The organism is Microcoleus sp. CZ3-B2, from assembly GCF_036705055.1.
GTDB lineage: Bacteria > Cyanobacteriota > Cyanobacteriia > Cyanobacteriales > Microcoleaceae > Microcoleus.
The window spans coordinates 13,256-31,383 of the sequence record NZ_JAUBTN010000034.1 but is presented as its reverse complement, the minus strand read 5'-3'; the positions used below and the strand labels follow the sequence as shown (position 1 = coordinate 31,383).

Genomic DNA, 18,128 nt, shown 5'->3' with positions numbered 1-18,128 from the left:
AGGAACTTTAGAAATGCAAAACGAAACAATCGAAGGGTTTAGACTCTCTCCACAGCAACGGCATCTGTGGGAATTACAGCAAAATAATCCTAAACAGATCTATCGCGTTCGAGGTGCAATTTTAATTACAGGAAACCTCGATCGCGAGATTCTTAAAAGTGCGCTGCAAAATGTCGTGAATCGGCACGAAATCCTGCGGACTAGCTTTCACTGCTTGCCTGGGATGACACTACCCCTGCAAGCGATCGCCCGCACTGGTGAAATTCCTATCTCGGAATACAATCTGATTTGTTTGTCTCCCGAAGAACAAGAAGCTAAAATTGAAGCGCTTTTTCAGCAACTAAACCTGCTTGCTTTTGATTTTGAGCGCGGCCCACTTTGGCATCTCTCTTTAGTAACTTTGGGGGAAAACAAGCACCTATTGCTGGCGAACTTCTCTGCCTTAATTGCAGATAGTGCCACCCTGAAAAATTTCACCCGCGAACTCAGTCTCTCCTACTCAGCTTGTGGGCGCGGGGAAGAATTCTCTGATGAGTCAATGCAATATGCCGATATTGCTGAGTGGCAAAATGAGCTACTCGAATCAGAAGAAACGGCAATTGGCAAAGAATACTGGCGCAAACTGCATCTTGAATCTTTGGATTGCTTAACGCTTCCTTGGGAAAAGCAGAATTCCGCTTCGGAATTTCAGCCGCTAGTAGAAAGGGTGGAAATTCGGGGTGATTTGTTGAACAGATTGGAAGCGATCGCCCAAAAACACCAAAGCGATATTTCTACATTCCTGCTGACTTGCTGGCAAATTTTAATTTGGCGGCTTACCAGACAGCCAAACCCGATCGTCGGCGTAACTGGAAACGGCAGGAAATATGAAGAATTAGAGCGATCGCTGGGGCTGTTGAGTACCTATTTACCGCTAAATTGCGACTTGCAAGACGAATTCAGTTTTGCCCAAATTTGGCAGCAAGTTGAGCTAAATCTCAAAGATATTCACACTTGGCAAGAATATTTCACCTGGGAAGAAACTCTAGAATCCGATAAAAGTAACGCTTTTTTGCCCATCTGCTTTGAGTATGAAACAAAGCCAGAGAAATATGGCGAGTCGGGCGTTTCATTTTTCCTCGATCGGCAAGATGCCTGTGTAGAGCCCTTCAAACTTAAACTTTCCTGCCTTTCACGAGACAATTGCTTAATCGCCGAGTTTCGCTACGATCCGGCTTTATTTGAAGCTGAAGATGTCAAGCGCTTGTCACAACACTTCCAGGCTGTGTTAGAAAGTGCCTTAAAAAATCCACAAATACCCATCAGTCAATTAAATATACTGAGCGATCGCGATCGCCACCAGCTTCTCGTCGAGTTCAACCAAACCCAGAAAGATTACCCGACAGACAAGTGCGTTCACCAGCTTTTTGAAGAACAAGCAGAACGCACACCAGACAGCATTGCCGTCGTCTCTGAAAGCGAACAAATCACCTACCGAGAACTCAACGATCGCGCCAATAAACTCGCCCATCACCTGCAAAAATTGGGAGTTGAACCAGAGGCAATTGTCGGCATTTGCGCCGATCGTTCTTTAGAAACAATTGTGGGAATTCTGGGCATTCTCAAAGCAGGTGCCGCGTATTTACCCATAGATCCAGCAACCCCAGCAGATCGCAAGGCACTGATGCTAGAAGATGCCCGAGTGCAGGTGCTGCTAACGCAACAGAAACTCGTCGAAAGCTTGCCGAAAACTCACGCAAATATTGTTTGCATCGATACAGAAATTCCCACACTTTGTACCACTTACACGCCCCGTGTTTCTGCCGACAATTTAGCTTACGTCATCTATACTTCCGGTTCCACTGGCACGCCCAAAGGAGTAGCGATCGAACACCGGCAACTGCTCAATTACCTGTACGCTATTGAGGAAAGATTAAACCTGCCATCAGGTGCTAGTTTTGCCACCGTTTCTACCTTCGCCGCAGACTTAGGAAACACAGCGATTTTCCCGGCACTTTGTTCGGGTGGATGCCTCCATATAGTATCCCAAGAACGCGCCACCGATCCAGAAGCACTGGCCCAATATTTCCGCCGCCATTCTATCGATTGCCTCAAGATTGTTCCCTCGCACCTTGCTGCTCTTTTAACTTCTTCTGTCGCCGAATCTATTTTGCCACGAAGACGGCTAATTTTAGGCGGTGAAGCTGCAAGCTGGGAATTGATTGAAAAGATTCGTAAAATCAATCCAGATTGCCTTATTTTCAATCACTACGGGCCAACAGAAGCGACGGTGGGCGTACTCACCTATCAAGTGTATGGCGAGGAATTGAAAGGAATTTCCGAGACAGTTCCACTCGGCCAACCTCTAGCAAATACCCAGATTTATCTACTGGATTCCCATTTGCAGCCAGTGCCAGTAGGCGTACCTGGGGAACTGCACATCGGCGGCAGCAGTCTGGCGCGGGGCTATCTCAACCGCCCCGAATTGACCGCAGAAAAATTTATTCGCCATCCATTTGACGCGCAGGCACATCTTTATAAAACGGGTGATTTGGCTCGTTATTTGCCAGACGGAAACATCGAATTCATCGGGCGAATTGACAATCAAGTAAAAATCCGGGGCTTCCGCATTGAATTGGGAGAAATTGAAGCAGCGTTAGGGCAGCATCCAGATATCGCGCAGGCTGTAGTGGTGGCGCGGGAAGATGTGCCTGGTGAAAAGCGCCTGGTGGCTTATTTAGTTTCTAATCAGAAACAAGCACCAAGCAGCAGCGAAATTCGCCGTTTTTTAGCGCCAAAATTGCCTGATTACATGGTGCCTTGGGCTTTTGTAACGCTCAAAAGTTTGCCTTTAACTCCTAACGGAAAGATCGATTGGCGATCGCTCCCAGAACCTGACGAAATGCGGCCGGAGTTGACAGAAAACTTTGTCGCGCCTCGCACAAATATCGAGGAAGTTTTAGCCGCTATCTGGGCTGAAGTTCTCAAACTTGAAAAAGTCGGTATTTACGACAACTTTTTTGAATTAGGAGGGCATTCCCTATTAGCCACTCAAGTAATTTCCAGAGTGCGCCAAGCATTTCAGGTCGATTTGCCTTTGCACCGTTTATTTGAGTCTGCGACTGTCGCCGATTTTGCTGTAGCGATCGCGCAAAAGCAAGTCGAACAAACAGACAGTGAAATGCTAGCGAGGGTGTTAGCAGACCTCGATCAACTTTCAGAAGCACAAATTCAGGAAATTCTCGCCCAGCAAGGAGTCAGCAAATGAGTGATTTAATTGAACGCATCGCGGGTCTTTCTCCCCAAAAGCGCGAGTTGCTGTTGCAGCGACTCAACCATAAAAAAGAAAGCGTTTCGCTAGCAAAAATTCTGCCTCAAAGTCGAGATTCTAACACTTTTCCTCTGTCATTTGCTCAACAGCGGTTGTGGTTTTTTGAGCAACTAAATCCCGGCAACTTTACCTATCACATCGTCGCCGGCGTGCGTTTGACGGGCACACTCGACGCGAGATCCCTCGATCGCAGTCTCAACGAACTTGTCAAGCGTCATGAAGTTTTGCGAACGGCTTTTAAGACAATAAATGGGCAACCCATTCAGGCGATCGCTTCAAATCTGGAATTGAAAATTTTAGAAATAGATTTGCGATCGCTTCCTGAAACTGAACGATCTCGCGAAGTTGAACGGTTGATCGCCGCAGAAGCAAAGCAAGCTTTCGATTTGTCACAAGCACCCTTATTGCGTGCCAAATTGCTGCAATTGAGCGATTCAAACTGGGTGCTGCTATTGAGTACGCACCACATCATTTTCGATGCCTGGTCAATGGGAATATTCATTCAGGAACTGGTCACGTTTTATCAAGCCTTTTGCACTGGCAAACCTTCTCCCCTTCCCGAACTGTCGGTACAGTACGCAGACTTTGCAAGTTGGCAGCGCCAGTGGTTGCAAGGAGAAGTTTTAGAGACGCAGCTTGCTTACTGGAAAAAACAGCTCGGAGGCAATCTTCCTGTACTAAATTTGCCAACAGATCGCCCCCGCTCGGCAGTACAAACCTTCCGAGGTGCGGTGCATAAATTTACTATTCCCAAGGCAATCGCAGAGGAAATCGTCCAATTGAGCCAGCGGGAAAAAGCTACTTTATTTATGACCCTATTGGCAGCGTTTAAAACATTACTTTATCGCTACACCGGGCAAGAAGATATTTTGGTCGGCTCCCCCATTGCTAACCGCAACCGACGCGAAATCGAGGAATTAATTGGCTTATTTGCTAACACTTTAGTTTTCCGAACCAATCTGTCGAGCAACCCAACTTTTAAAGAGTTACTGGCTAGCGTGCGAGAAGTAGCTCTCGGCGCGTATAACCACCAGGATTTACCATTCGAGAAACTGGTAGAAATCCTACACCACGAACGAGATTTAAGTCATAATCCGCTATTTCAGGTGTTGTTCTCTCTGCGAAATGTTCGGACACCGCAGATAAAATTGCCAGGAGTGATGTTGAGCAATTTAGAAATAGAACGAAAAACCGCGAGATTTGATTTAGCGCTTGACCTGGAGGAAGGATTAGAGGGTATTAATGGAACGCTTGAGTATAGCGAAGATTTGTTTGACGCTAGCACTGCACGACGGATAGCCGGACATTTTATTACCTTACTAGAAAGTATAGCTACCAATCCCGAACAGCGCCTTTCAAATTTGCCAATCTTGACAAAACCTGAACAGCAGCAACTGCTGTTCGAGTGGAACAATACTCAATCTAATTTTCCGCAAGATAAGTGCATACATGAACTATTTGAAGCCCAGGCAGAACTGACACCAGATGCGATCGCTGTCGTCTTTGAAAATGAATATCTGACTTACCGGGATCTGAACAAAAAAGCAAATAACCTCGCAAGTTACTTGCAAAAAATTGGTGTCAATCCAGAATTTTTGGTAGGAATTTATGTCGATCGCTCCCTAGACATGGTGGTAGGGCTTCTCGGCATCCTCAAAGCCGGTGGTGCTTACGTTCCCCTCGATCCAGCATATCCGCCAGAGCGCCTTGCATTCATGCTGGAAGACGCGCAAATTTCAGTATTACTCACTCAGCAAAAACTATTAGAAACCCTGCCAAAAAACACCGCCTCCATCGTGTTTATGGATGGAGATTGGGAAAGCCTATCGAGCTGCGACGAGCCAGTCGTGGGTTTACAAAATTCCTCAAATTTAGCCTATGTCATCTATACTTCAGGCTCAACAGGTCAACCCAAAGGAGTGCAAATTTCCCACGCCTCTGCCGTTAACTTCTTGAGTTCTATGCGCCAACAACTCGCGATCGCAGACGGCGATGTTTGGCTAGCAGTAACATCCTTATCTTTTGACATTGCAGCGCTGGAACTGTTCCTGCCTATTACAACAGGTTCTCGCGTCGTTGTAGCCAGCCGAGAAGTAACATCTAACGGGGAAAAGCTGTTAGAAACATTAACAAATTCTGGCACAAGCATTATGCAAGCTACTCCAGCCAGTTGGAAAATGCTTTTAGCAGCAGGATGGCCGGGAAACAATCAATTAAAAATACTGTGCGGGGGAGAAGCTTTACCCCGACAGCTCGCCAATCAGTTGCTTTTGCGTGGCGCTGCTGTGTGGAATTTATACGGCCCTACAGAAACCACTATCTGGTCAACTCTCTATCAGGTCGATCGCAAAGATGAATCAGTTTCCATCGGTCGCCCGATCGCTAACACTCAAATTTTCATATTAGACCGCTATTTAATGCCGGTTCCCGTTGGCGTATTTGGCGAACTGCACATCGGCGGTGCCGGCTTATCTAGAGGCTACCTAAACCGACCGGAACTAACCGCAGAAAAGTTTATTTCTAACCCCTTTACAAAGAACGAAATTTATGCTTCATTCATCCTTAATTCTTCATCGTTTATTCTTTCAGAACGCCTCTATAAAACCGGGGACTTGGCTCGCTATCTCCCAGATGGAAACATTGAATTTATGGGGCGCAGCGACCACCAGGTGAAAGTTCGCGGATTTCGCATCGAATTAGGCGAAATTGAAGCGGTACTCAGCCAATACCCAGCCGTGCGAGAAGCGATCGCACTCGTTCGAGAGGACAATCCGGGCGACAAGCGTTTAGTAGCTTATATCGTTGTTAACTCAGCACTCCGGGGCGGACAGGGGGACACTGCTCCTACGAATTCAGAATTTATTAATCACTTGCGCGTCTTTCTCAAACAAAAACTGCCGCAGTACATGATACCGTCAGCGTTTGTGCTGCTGGAAGCCATGCCTTTAACGCCTAATGGAAAAATCGATCGGCGATCGCTAAGAGCACCTGACACAAACACAGCGGAATTCGAGAGCAATTTTACCGATCCTCGAACTCCCGAGGAGCAATTAATAGCAGAAATTTGGGCGGAAGTTCTCGGTTTAGAGCGAGTTGGCATTCACGATAACTTCTTTGAATTAGGAGGTCATTCATTGCTGGCTACTCAGGCGATCGCCCGCCTGCGAGAAGCTTTTCAAGTTGAAGTACCTTTGCGCTCTCTTTTTGAATCGCCTACCGTCGCAACTGTCACCGAAAGCCTCTTGCAATATCGCGCCGAGCAAACACTGAAAGCACCCCCCATCGATCGCGCATCGCGGGAGGGAGAATTGCCCCTTTCCTTTGCACAACAGCGGCTCTGGTTCGTCGATCAATTGCAACCGGGCGATCCAGCGTACAATATTCCAGCCGCCGTGCGCTTGAAAGGTGCGATCGACGTGACAGCATTACAGCGCAGTTTCCAAACAATTATCGATCGCCACGAAGCCTTGCGGACAATTTTTAACACAGTGGAAGGGCGATCGATTCAAACGATTATTTCCTCCCCGACTTTCGCGCTTTCAGTCATAGATTTGCAGGAATTCCCTCACTCGCAGCGGGAAACCGAAGCGATGCGACTCGCTCTTGAAGAAGCGCGACAACCTTTTGACTTAGCAAAATGGCCATTAATGCGCGTCACTTTGCTACAGTTAAACGAGACAGAATCTATATTATTGCTAACCATTCATCACATCGTTGCAGATGGCTGGTCCCTAGGGGTAATAGTGCGGGAAATGGCTGCACTCTACGAAGCTTTTTGTGCTGGCAAAGCTTCCCCACTTTCCGAACTTCCCCTTCAATACGTCGATTATGCCGTCTGGCAGCGAAACTGGCTTTCTGGGGAAGTTTTAGAAACAAAACTTGCCTATTGGAAGCAACACTTAGGCAATCCTTTGCCAGTGCTGCAACTGCCTACCAAACAACCGCGCTCTAATGTTTCTACCTATCGGGCTGCCCTTCAACCGTTCCAGCTTTCCCCAACCCTTTCGCAAGCCCTCAATAAGCTGAGTCGTCAAGAAAATGCCACCCTATTTATGACGATGCTAGCCGCTTTAGAAACGCTGCTATATCGCTATACAAATCAGGATGACATCATTGTCGGCACAGACCTGGCAAATCGCACCCAAATTGAGACAGAAGCTTTAATAGGCTTCTTTGTCAATATCCTCGTTTTGCGGACTGATTTGAGTGGCAATCCCACTTTTTGCGAATTGCTCGCAAGGGTGCGCGAAGTCACTTTAAAAGCCTACGCTCATCAAGATTTACCCTTCGACAAATTAGTGGAGGAATTGCGCCCCGATCGCAGTCTAAATCAGACACCAATCTTTCAAGTTTTATTCGTCATGCAAAATATGCCGATGCCTGCTTTAAAGCTGGGCAATTTAACTTTGACTCCCATAGAAGTTGACAGCGAAATTGCCAAATTTGATTTAGTTCTCTTCGTGGGGGAAACCGAGCGGGGAATTGCCGGTAGTTGGAAATATAATGCAGGTCTTTTCGACTGCGCCACCATCGAGCAAATGTCAAATCGCTTTGAAACCCTCCTCAGCAGCATTGTAGCGCAGCCAGAAACTCGGTTAAAAAACTTGGAAATTCTCACGGAAGCTGAAAAACAAAAACAAACCATGCAAGAACTAAAGCGCGAAAAACTAAATTTTAGCAAGTTTAAGAGCATTAAACCGAAAGAGGTTGCTCTGCCTGAAGGCGAATTGATAAAAACCGAGCTTCTCCAGCCTGGGGAACTATTCCCCTTAGTCATCAAACCCGCTATTAACAATGTCGATCTTGCAGACTGGGCAAAGAACAACCGCGAATTGATAGAAGCAAAATTGCTACAGCACGGAGCAATTCTGTTTCGAGGATTCATTGAGCCTGTGGTTTCTGCTTTCGAGCAGTTTGCTCACGCAATTTGTCCTGAATTATTTGGGGAGTACGGGGATTTGCCCCGGGAAGGAGTTAGCCCAAAAGTTTACGGTTCAACTCCTTACCCCGCAGATCAAGCTATCTTGTTTCACAGCGAGAGTTCGCACCTGCACCGCTGGCCGATGAAAATCTGGTTTTTCTGCGTTCAGCCAGCGCAACAAGGCGGAGAAACGCCGATTGTTGACTGCCGTAAAATTTACCAGTTGCTAGACCCGAAACTCAGAGAAAAATTTGCCCAAAAGCAAATTATGTACGTCCGTAACTACACAGACGGACTGGATGTAAGCTGGAAAGATTTTTTCAAAACGGAAGACAAATCGGTGGTTGAGGAATACTGCCGGCAAGCTGGGATGAAATTTGAGTGGAAAGCAGGAAATAATTTGAGAACTCGCAAAATTCGCCCCGCAATTGCCAAGCACCAAAAAACTGGAGAGATGGTATTTTTTAACCAACTTCCCTTGCACCACATTTCCTGCTTAGATGCGGCAACCCGCGCTTCCTTGCTCTCTGTTTTTGGAGAAGAGAATCTCCCCCGCAATGTCTATTACGGTGACGGCACTCCTATTGAAGATTCGGTAATGGAAGAAATTCAAGCAGTGTACGCGCAAGCTGCTGTTAGTTTTCCCTGGCAAGCAGGAGACATCTTAATGCTAGATAATATGCTTGTCGCTCACAGTCGCAATCCATTTATCGGTTCGCGAAAAATTGTTGTAGCGATGGGCGAAATGATTCCTGAATTAGGAATTTAATTCCCTCTCATCTCTGCCACGCAGAACCTGGAAACGAGAATAAAGTAGTGCTTTGAGAAATAAAAACAATGCAAACAATTAATGGATTTCGGCTTTCACCCCAGCAAAAATATCTGTGGATGTTGCAGCAAGACAGCCCGGCTTATCGCATTCAATCCGCTATTTTGATCGAGGGAAGTCTTCAAACTGATAACCTAAAGAAAGCTTTAGAAAAAGTGAGTAAGCGTCACGAAATTATCCGAACCAGTTTTCAGCGAAGGCCAGGGCTAAAAATTCCTATACAAGTTATTTCCGAACATAGCTTTGTTTCGTGGAACTGGGTTAACTTGAGTGAAGTGACTCTCCAGGAGCAAGAAGCCAAACTTGAAGATATTTTTCAGCAAGAAAAGAGCGCTTTATTCAACTTCGAGGGCAATCCTGTTTGGCGCTTGTCTTTAATTACACTTTCATCTGAGAGGCATATTTTGTTAGTCAGTTTACCAGCACTGTGCGCCGATAGTCGCACACTAAAAAATCTGGTTCGAGAACTCAGCCAGTGCTATGCTGCCTCCCTTCACGGCGAAGAACTTTCCGATGAAGTTGTACAATACGTTCAATTTTCCGAATGGCAAAATGAATTGCTCGAAGATGAGGAAGCGGCGGAGGGCAAAGAATACTGGACTAGACAAGATTTATCGGCGCTAGCGAGTTTAAGGTTGCCGTTTGAAAATAGATTAATCAACGCGCCATCTCAATTTACTCCCCAAGCTTTTGAGTTCAAGTTAGAGTTAGCTTTGCTAAAAAAAGTGGAAGCGATCGCCCGCCAGTACAACACCTCACTTTCTACATTCTTGCTCGCTTGCTGGAAAATTTTGCTCTGGCGGCTGATTGGCCAATCAGAGCTCACTGTTGGCGTGGCATTCGACGGTCGAAAATACGAAGAACTAGAGCCAGCGCTGGGGCTGTTTGCCAAATTTTTACCGCTGTCGAGCCAACTAACAGAAAACTTTTCCTTCGCGGAAACCTGGCAGCAAATTCAGCAGGAAGAATGCGAGGCATACAAGTATCAAGAATATTTTTCCCACGAATATTTAGGCAACTCTTCCGGCTTTCCATTTGGTTTCGAGTTTGAGGAACAGCTCGAAAAGCATTCGGCTAGTGGCGTATTTTTTTCAATTGACAAGCAGTATGCGTGCGGCGATCGCTTCAAAGTTAAACTCTCTTGCCACCGCCAAAATGACTCGCTCGCCGCTGAGTTTCACTACGATCCTATCTTCCTTGCAGACAAAAGTATCCGGTGCTTGGCAGAGCAATTTTACGCCTTAGTGCAAAGTGCAGCCAGCAACCCACAAACCGCAATCAGGGATCTGGAAATGCTGAGCGATCGCGCCCGACATCAATTATTAGTAGAATTCAACAGCACAACAGCAGATTACCAGCTCGATAAGTGCGTTCACCACCTATTTGAGGAACAAGCAGAGCGATCGCCGAACCGGATAGCTGCTGTTTGTGAAAATCAGCAAATTACCTACAGCGAACTCAACGCCCGCGTTAACCAAATCGCCCATTATTTGCAACAATTAGGCATAAAACCAGAGGCGATTGTCGGCATTTGCGTCGATCGCTCTTTAGAGGCGATCGCTGGAATTCTAGGCATCCTCAAAGCAGGTGGCGCCTACCTACCGATCGACCCAGCCATGCCCAAAGAGCGCCTAGCATTGATGTTGCAAAATGCTCGGACTCCAGTGCTGTTAACCCAACAGCATCTCCTCAAAAATTTGCCTGAAACTCAAGCACAGATCGTCTGCTTAGACGCAGAAATTCCCTCTGTCTCCCCCTCTCCCTCTCCCCCTCTCTCTCCTGAAAATTTAGCTTATGTCATTTACACTTCCGGTTCCACCGGCACACCCAAAGGAGTCGCCATTGAACACCGTCAACTGCTCAATTACCTGCACGGCATTCAGGAAAAATTAAACCTGCCATCAGGTGCAAATTATGCTACGGTTTCCACCTTCGCAGCAGACTTAGGACACACTGTTATTTTCCCCGCTTTGTGTTCGGGTGGATGCCTCCACATCATCTCCCAAGAACGCGCAACAGATCCTCAAGCAATTGCGGCTTATTTTCAGCAACATTCTATCGACTGCCTTAAAATTGTTCCCTCTCACTTAAAAGCTTTGTTGAGCGATTCTAACGCCTCGCAAATCTTACCGAAAAAGCGATTAATTCTCGGCGGTGAGCCTTTGATGTGGAATTTAATTGAAACAATTCAGAAATACAATCCAGACTGCTCGATATTCAACCATTACGGGCCGACAGAAACAACTGTAGGCGTGCTGACTTATCAGGTAAAAATGCAAGGCGATCGCATTTCCCAGACAGTTCCTTTAGGTCGCCCGCTACCCAACACGCAGATTTATTTGCTCGATTCGCACTTGCAGCCGGTTCCTGTAGGGGTGGCCGGTGAATTATATATTGCTGGTGCGGGATTGGCTCGCGGCTATCTAAACCAACCAGAACTCACCGCAGAAAAATTCCTTTGCAATTCATTGACTCAGGAACCGAAAACTCGACTTTACAAAACTGGCGACTTAGCTCGCTATTTGCCAGACGGAAATATAGAATTTATCGATCGCGTCGATCGCCAAGTAAAGCTGCGAGGTTTCCGCATTGAATTGGGGGAAATTGAGGCGGGGCTGTCTCATCATCCCTCTGTACGCGAGGCAGTCGTTGTACTTCAGGAAAATGAACCGGGAAATCAGCGTTTAGTCGCCTATATCGTTGCTCACTCAAAACTCAGCCTTCAGGACTCACAACTGATTGAAAACCTCCGTTCATTCCTCAAAGAACAACTGCCCGAATACATGATACCTTCTGCTTTTGTGGTTCTGAAAGCGCTGCCACTGACTCCCAATGGCAAAATAGACCCTCAAGCGCTTCCTGCACCGTCCATAGCAGCCAATTTTACAGATACGTTTGTAGGCCCTCGCACTCCCGGTGAGGAGATTCTTGCCGGAATTTGGAGCCAGCTTCTCAACCTTAAAAAGGTAGGAATTCACGATAATTTCTTTGACTTGGGGGGACACTCATTACTGATTACTCAGTTGTTAGCCAAAGTGCGAGAATCTTTTCAGGTGGAATTGCCTTTGCGCGTTTTGTTTGAAGCTCCTACTGTAGCGGGTTTAGCTGAAAAAATCGAAATGCAACAAGGGGGCAACACAGCGGGCGATCGCCCCTCGAATTTCGATATTAATGCTGAAGCTATCCTAGACCCAGTCATCCGCCCTGAAACTGCAATTTTTGAGCCGACGGCTGAACCCACTCGTATCTTGTTAACGGGAGCAACAGGCTTTCTGGGAGCCTTTTTACTCCGCGAATTACTGCTACAAACTCAAGCACAAATTTATTGCTTGGTACGCTCGGACAATGCTGAATCAGCCAAGAAGCGCATCCAAAGTAGCCTTGAATATTATTCGATTTGCGACGAGCATCTTCACTACCGAATTATCCCGATTGCAGGAGATTTAGCTCAGCCACTTTTGGGGCTTTCAGAGGAGCAGTTTCGAGAATTGGCAAGCCAAATTGATGTCATTTATCACAATGGCGCGTTTGTCAAGTTCACTTATCCCTATTCGGTTCTCAAGCTTTCTAATGTTTTGGGAACTCAAGAAATTCTGCGACTGGCGAGTCAAATTAAGCTCAAACCCGTGCATTTTGTTTCTACTATATCCGTTTTCTCATCAGCGGGGGAATCTGGGGTGAAGGTTGTGGGAGAGCAAGACGAACTAACGCCGGGAGAAGTTCTCAAAGGCGCTTACCCCCAGAGTAAATGGGTAGCAGAAAAGTTAGTTGAAATCGCGCGCTATCGCGGAATTCCTGTTAGCATTTACCGACCAGGACGCATTTCAGGACACAGCCAAACGGGTGCTTGTAATTCCAGCGATTCACTGTACCGATTGCTTGCCGGTTGCGTGCAATTAGGATGCGTACCAGACGGAAACTGGATGATGAATGTAGCGCCAGTGGACTATGTGAGCCGAGCGATCGTTCACTTGTCGAGGCAAAAAGCATCGATCGGGAAAAATTTTCACTTAGTCAACCCTCATTCTTTCTACCTAAGTGAATTGGTGGGCTGGATTCGCTCAAGCGGTTATCCAATCGAGCGGGTTTGTTATGAGACTTGGCAATCAGAAATTGTGAATCGGGCTGGAAATTCTCCAGAAAATGCTTTGTACCCGCTTGTCGGTCTTTTTTCAGAAAAAGTTTCTGAAACGGAAATGTCACAATCAGGAACGCTACAGTTCGATTGCAAAAATACACTAGATGGACTTGCTACCACTGCCATCACCTGTCCGCAAGCAGATGCGAATCTGTTTCGCACTTACCTTTCCTATCTCGCCGATTGTGGCTTGATAGGTAGCCACAATTAAAACCTATAAGGGCGCAAAGCATTGCGTCCCTACCTCCCTCAATCTCTGGAGACTTCAAAATGAACGAATTGCAGCAAAGACACATGAAAGCGCTCATAGAGCGCTACACCGATCGCACAAAGACATCTAAGAATTTCGCGCAAAAATACCGTCCGGTTCTGGCTGATAATCGGGCTTCTGATGGGTTTCGCCTTCCCGTTAAGGAGATGTTTTATCCCATTGTCGCCGATCGCTCGCTTGGCTCTAAAATATGGGATGTTGATGGCAACGAATACATCGATATCACGATGGGATTTGGCATCAATCTTTTCGGTCATAATCCGACCTTTATTAAAGAAGCCCTATTAGAGCAACTCGATCGCGGTGTACAAATTGGCCCTCAAGCAGAAATTGCCGGAGAAGTTGCGGAATTAATCTGCGAATTAACGGGAATGGAGCGCGTCGCTTTTTCTAATACGGGCACGGAAGCGGTGATGGCAGCTTTACGATTAGCTAGAGCGGCAACTAAACGCAATAAAATTGCTTTATTTTCTGGTTCTTATCACGGTCATTTTGACGGAACTCTCGCAGTTCTAAAAAAGATCGATGGCGATTTATGCACCATTCCAAAAGCGCCAGGAATTCTCGCTAATTTTATTGAAGATGTTTTAGTTTTGGATTACGGCAGCCCTCACGCGCTGGAAATTATCAAAGCTCATCAGCACGAATTAGCGGCGGTTCTCGTGGAGCCGGTGCAAAGCCGCCGTCTCGATTTACAACCCAAAGAATTTCTCCACCAACTCAGACAATTAACAAAAGAATCAGAAATTGCGCTGATTTTTGATGAAATGGTTACTGGTTTCCGAATTCATCAAGGCGGGGCGCAGGGGTGGTTTGGCATTGAGGCAGATATTGCAACTTACGGTAAAATTGTCGGGGGCGGTATGCCCATTGGAATTATCGCTGGAAAAGCTGCTTATATGGATAAAATTGACGGCGGTTTGTGGAACTACGGCGATGATTCCTCCCCCCAGGTAAAAACAACAATTTTTGCCGGCACTTTTTGCAAGCACCCACTTGCTCTGGCTGCTGCGCGTTCCGTGCTGCGCTATCTTAAAAGTCAAGGCCCAGCCCTTCAGCAGCAGTTGAATCAGCGCACTTCACACCTAGTTGAAACCCTGAATGCTTATTTCAAAGAAAATGAAGTCTCTGTCTGGCTTGTAAATTTCGGATCGCAATTTCGCGCTGCTGCCTCGGTTGAGATAGATCCGCTACTTTTTCACTTACTTGAAAAGCGTATTTTCATAGGCGAAGGTCGTAGCTGCTTTCTCTCCACCGCTCACACTAATGAAGACATCGATCGCATCATTCAGGCCGTTAAAGAGAGTATTCAAGAAATGCGCGAAGGAGGCTTTTTCCCGGTTTCTTCTCATCCCCAAGCAGAAGTTGTTTAGGCTCTTCCTTCCTTACTTGCCATGCCAAACTAATACCATTTTTTTAAAGATGTGCTAGAGATAAAGAATGTAAAATCCAAGACCATCCTGTGAGAAAACCAATGACATAATTCGTTAAAGATGCTAAGATTTCCTGAACTTTTACGCGGAGTTCGTCAAGATTACTAAAAACTAACTTTCGCTTAAAATTCTTTGATGTATTCCCACACTCTTTCTGTTGGATTTACTTCAGGACAATGAGGAGGCTGAAATAGTAAAATAATATTGTCTGGCAATTCAGATGTGCTTAAAAGATGACCGGGAGCATTATCGACTTGAATAATATGCAATTCATCGGGATATTCAAGCTAAAATTGTTGCAAATATGCTTGAAAACAAACTTTATCTCAAGGGGAAAACTCCCAAAAAAAACTTATTCCCGTAGATGGGGATACGGCGACCTAATGCCAGAAACATTTAAATTTTCCTTGAGGTTCTCCTACGGGCTTTACACCCCGTAGTGTTATCCTTCGTCTCTGAATTGTATGTAGTCCTAATCGAGTTTCGTCACTACACCAAAACAGAACTTTCTTGTATTTCTTTACTTGGTCAGGATTTCGATCCAGCAAGGCTTTGATTTGTTAAGGTAGGCTATTATTGAATTCATTGATTGCCGTTGTCTTTTGTTCCCTACTGCGGGGTATTGGGATTTTTAATTTACTTTTAAACTCCCCTTTAAACAAGGTATCTCTTCGATCAACCTGAGCCAGAGATGAGCTTCTTTATAACTGAAAAATCCTTCGGGGTCTCTCAATTCTTGTTGTAATGCAGCCGCTACGTCAACTGAAAAATTCTTGGGTCTGCCAAAAATATGCCGATTTTTTAACAAGTTTTCCAGACCACCCTCTTTATATTGAAAGAGCCAGCGATGAATTGTGGTTTCACTTTTACCCAAAACCGACGATACTTCTCGGACTGTTTCTACTTTTTTTGATTGAAATAAAGCCTTTGAACTTTATCATATGCTAAAATTCTTTTTTGTTGCTTCCTAATCTTTAGCAATACTTCTACAGATTCGGCAATCTTTATATGAGGAAGACCAGACATTTTAATGTTCTCCTTGACTTTTTATAAATCTATCATAACTTTATAAAAATGGTATAAGAAGTTATAGTTAACTCCATTTTTTATGATAAAAACATCAATAACCGAGAAAAGAAATCAGAACTGGCGCATCAATATTAAAGAAACCGGGTTTTGGACAGGGATTAAAGGTTGAGATGCGCGGGTTCGTTAAAAAAACCCGGTTTCTGCCTCGGCGCATCAATCTTAAACAAATTGGGTTGTGGAGAGGGATTAAAGGTTGAGATGCGCGGGTTCGCCAAAAAACCCGGTTTCTATGGAGACTTGGGCTTTGAATTTCGAGATTCCGGCAAATCAAGCCCAGAAGTGTCAAAATATTAACAACCAGTTCATCCTTAAAATATATGGCTCCCGCCGTTTTAATTGAAAATCTTCAGAAACGCTACGGCACTGTAGAAGCCGTTAAAGATGTTTCCTTCAAGGTAGAACCGGGGGAAATATTTGGTTTGCTAGGGCCCAACGGTGCTGGTAAAACCACTACCCTGCGGGTACTTTGTACTTTAACATCGCCAGACAGCGGACGCATTGAAGTGTCTGGCATTTCTGCAGTCAGCCAGCCAAGAATTGCCAGACAAAGACTCGGCTATGTCGCCCAAGAAGTTGCTCTGGATAAGGTGTTGACGGGCCGGGAACTCCTGCAACTGCAAGCAGCCCTTTACCATTTACCCCGCAATACAATTAAAGGGCGGATTGACGAAATGGTGAAACTCCTCGGTTTGGAGGAGTGGGAAAATAAAAAGACGGGTACGTATTCTGGCGGTATCCGCAAGCGCTTGGATTTGGCTGCTGGGTTGCTTCACCAGCCGGATGTTTTGGTGTTAGACGAACCGACTGTGGGGCTCGATATTGAAAGTCGGGTGGTGGTGTGGGATTTCCTGCGGCGCTTGCGGGAGGAAGGTACGACGGTTTTGATTACGAGTCACTATCTCGAAGAAGTTGACGCTTTGGCCGATCGCGTGGCGATTATTGACAAGGGTACGGTGATTGCACAGGGCACGCCGCAGGAGTTGAAAAATCGGGTTGGGGGCGATCGGGTGACTTTGCGGATTCGGGAGTTTTCGCCGATCGAAGAAGCCCAAAAAGCCCAAGCTTTAATGCAATCTCTGCCTTTTGTACAGGAAGTAATTATCAACAGCGCTCAAGGAAATTCTCTCAATTTGGTAGTGAGTGCCCAAAGCGATGCGCTGGTGAGCATTCAGCAAGCTTTGAAAGATGCGGGATTGCCTGCGTTTGGGATTGCTCAATCTCGGCCGAGTTTGGACGATGTGTATTTGGCGGCGACTGGTAAGACGCTGTTGGATGCGGAGTTGGCTGCTGCTAGCAACCGCGATTTGAAGGCCGAGCAAAAGGCGGCGATGCGATCGTAATTTTAAACAGGCTTTCCGGCCTGTTCCACAAAGAGTAAATTTTCTGGTGGAACAGGCCGAAAAGCCTGTTCAGAAATAATTATTTGGGCGGTTGAAACCGCGTCTACAGAAACGAAGTCCGCGCAACGCGAGACTAAGAGATAAACCGATATTTAAGCTGGATTTGATATCATACATCTAACACTTGCTCTGCTGTCAGCGCTAATTCTGGGAAAGTTCTAGATATAATTCGCTCAGTGCCTCGGTAAGCAGTCATTTGATAAACCCTATTTTCATCAAGCAGATAAACAAAAACAGTCGGTTCTTTCGGGTTGCCCAAATAGTTTCTGCTTCCCAAAGCTAAATAATCGACAATCCAATATTCAGGAATTCCCAGCCGCTGATATTCATCCAGCTTGTCGATATAATCATCTTCCCAATTTGTTGAGACAACTTCTACAACTAATTGTGGTGGTTCAGTTAGGGCTGAATAGGCGAAGGGCTGCGATTCCCAGAGGGTTTTGTCTACTACTGTAACATCAGGATGGCGGCCTTGTTCTTTACCATTCGGGGTTAATGTCCTCAGCATAAATCTGCCAGATACCCTGTAATTGAGGGGGACGCGATCGACCTCTCTATCAAATTGTTTGATTAGAAAATCGGCAACATCCTCATGCAGTCTGATTGGTAATATTTTCACAATTTCTCCATTCACAAGTTCATAGCGGCCCTCTTCATCGGGAAGTTGCTTTACAAATTGCTCGAAACTGAGCATCTGCTTAGGTTGGGTAGGAGTTGCGGTCATTGTTTTATCTCAT

Annotated in this window: 6 protein-coding genes and 1 pseudogene; 5 read left to right on the top strand and 2 right to left on the bottom strand. The window is 45.9% G+C overall.

What is annotated here, in order from left to right:
• The first annotated feature begins 13 nt into the window (after positions 1 to 13).
• The 4 genes from QUA97_RS16525 to QUA97_RS16510 all read left to right on the top strand — a co-directional run bounded on the left by QUA97_RS16525 (position 14) and on the right by QUA97_RS16510 (position 14,842).
• Positions 14 to 3,247: a non-ribosomal peptide synthetase gene (locus QUA97_RS16525; RefSeq protein WP_333195235.1), complete on the top strand. Its 3,234-nt coding sequence runs from the start codon at positions 14 to 16 to the stop codon at positions 3,245 to 3,247.
• Positions 3,244 to 9,000, top strand: coding sequence for a non-ribosomal peptide synthetase (locus tag QUA97_RS16520; RefSeq protein WP_333195234.1), 5,757 nt, complete (start codon positions 3,244 to 3,246; stop codon positions 8,998 to 9,000). Before QUA97_RS16525 ends, QUA97_RS16520 begins: the two co-directional genes overlap by 4 nt.
• Positions 9,001 to 9,068: 68 nt before the next feature.
• Positions 9,069 to 13,409 carry a non-ribosomal peptide synthetase family protein gene (locus QUA97_RS16515; protein WP_333195233.1) on the top strand — a complete coding sequence of 1,447 codons (4,341 nt, stop codon included), beginning with the start codon at positions 9,069 to 9,071 and terminating at the stop codon, positions 13,407 to 13,409.
• 59 nt (positions 13,410 to 13,468) lie between these two features.
• Positions 13,469 to 14,842 carry an aspartate aminotransferase family protein gene (locus tag QUA97_RS16510; RefSeq protein WP_194066893.1) on the top strand — a complete coding sequence of 458 codons (1,374 nt, stop codon included), beginning with the start codon at positions 13,469 to 13,471 and terminating at the stop codon, positions 14,840 to 14,842.
• 43 nt (positions 14,843 to 14,885) lie between these two features.
• Here QUA97_RS16510 and QUA97_RS16505 read toward each other — a convergent pair.
• Positions 14,886 to 15,928, bottom strand: a pseudogene (locus QUA97_RS16505) (IS630 family transposase).
• A 380-nt stretch (positions 15,929 to 16,308) separates the two neighbouring features.
• On the opposite strand from QUA97_RS16505, the gene QUA97_RS16500 reads away from it, so the two are divergent.
• On the top strand, positions 16,309 to 17,331 hold the full coding sequence (locus QUA97_RS16500) for an ABC transporter ATP-binding protein (RefSeq protein WP_194066892.1): 1,023 nt from the start codon (positions 16,309 to 16,311) through the stop codon (positions 17,329 to 17,331).
• A gap of 169 nt (positions 17,332 to 17,500) precedes the next feature.
• On the opposite strand, the gene QUA97_RS16495 is transcribed toward QUA97_RS16500, so the two are convergent.
• On the bottom strand, positions 17,501 to 18,115 hold the full coding sequence (locus QUA97_RS16495) for a Uma2 family endonuclease (RefSeq protein WP_333195232.1): 615 nt from the start codon (positions 18,113 to 18,115) through the stop codon (positions 17,501 to 17,503).
• Positions 18,116 to 18,128: the final 13 nt, after the last annotated feature.

Excerpts from the sequence above, each read along its gene's own strand:
- QUA97_RS16525 (WP_333195235.1), top strand. The coding sequence starts at position 14 with ATGCAAAACGAAACAATCGAAGGGTTTAGACTCTCTCCACAGCAACGG.
- QUA97_RS16520 (WP_333195234.1), top strand. The coding sequence starts at position 3,244 with ATGAGTGATTTAATTGAACGCATCGCGGGTCTTTCTCCCCAAAAGCGC.
- QUA97_RS16515 (WP_333195233.1), top strand. The coding sequence starts at position 9,069 with ATGCAAACAATTAATGGATTTCGGCTTTCACCCCAGCAAAAATATCTG.
- QUA97_RS16510 (WP_194066893.1), top strand. The coding sequence starts at position 13,469 with ATGAACGAATTGCAGCAAAGACACATGAAAGCGCTCATAGAGCGCTAC.
- QUA97_RS16500 (WP_194066892.1), top strand. The coding sequence starts at position 16,309 with ATGGCTCCCGCCGTTTTAATTGAAAATCTTCAGAAACGCTACGGCACT.
- QUA97_RS16495 (WP_333195232.1), bottom strand. The coding sequence starts at position 18,115 with ATGACCGCAACTCCTACCCAACCTAAGCAGATGCTCAGTTTCGAGCAA.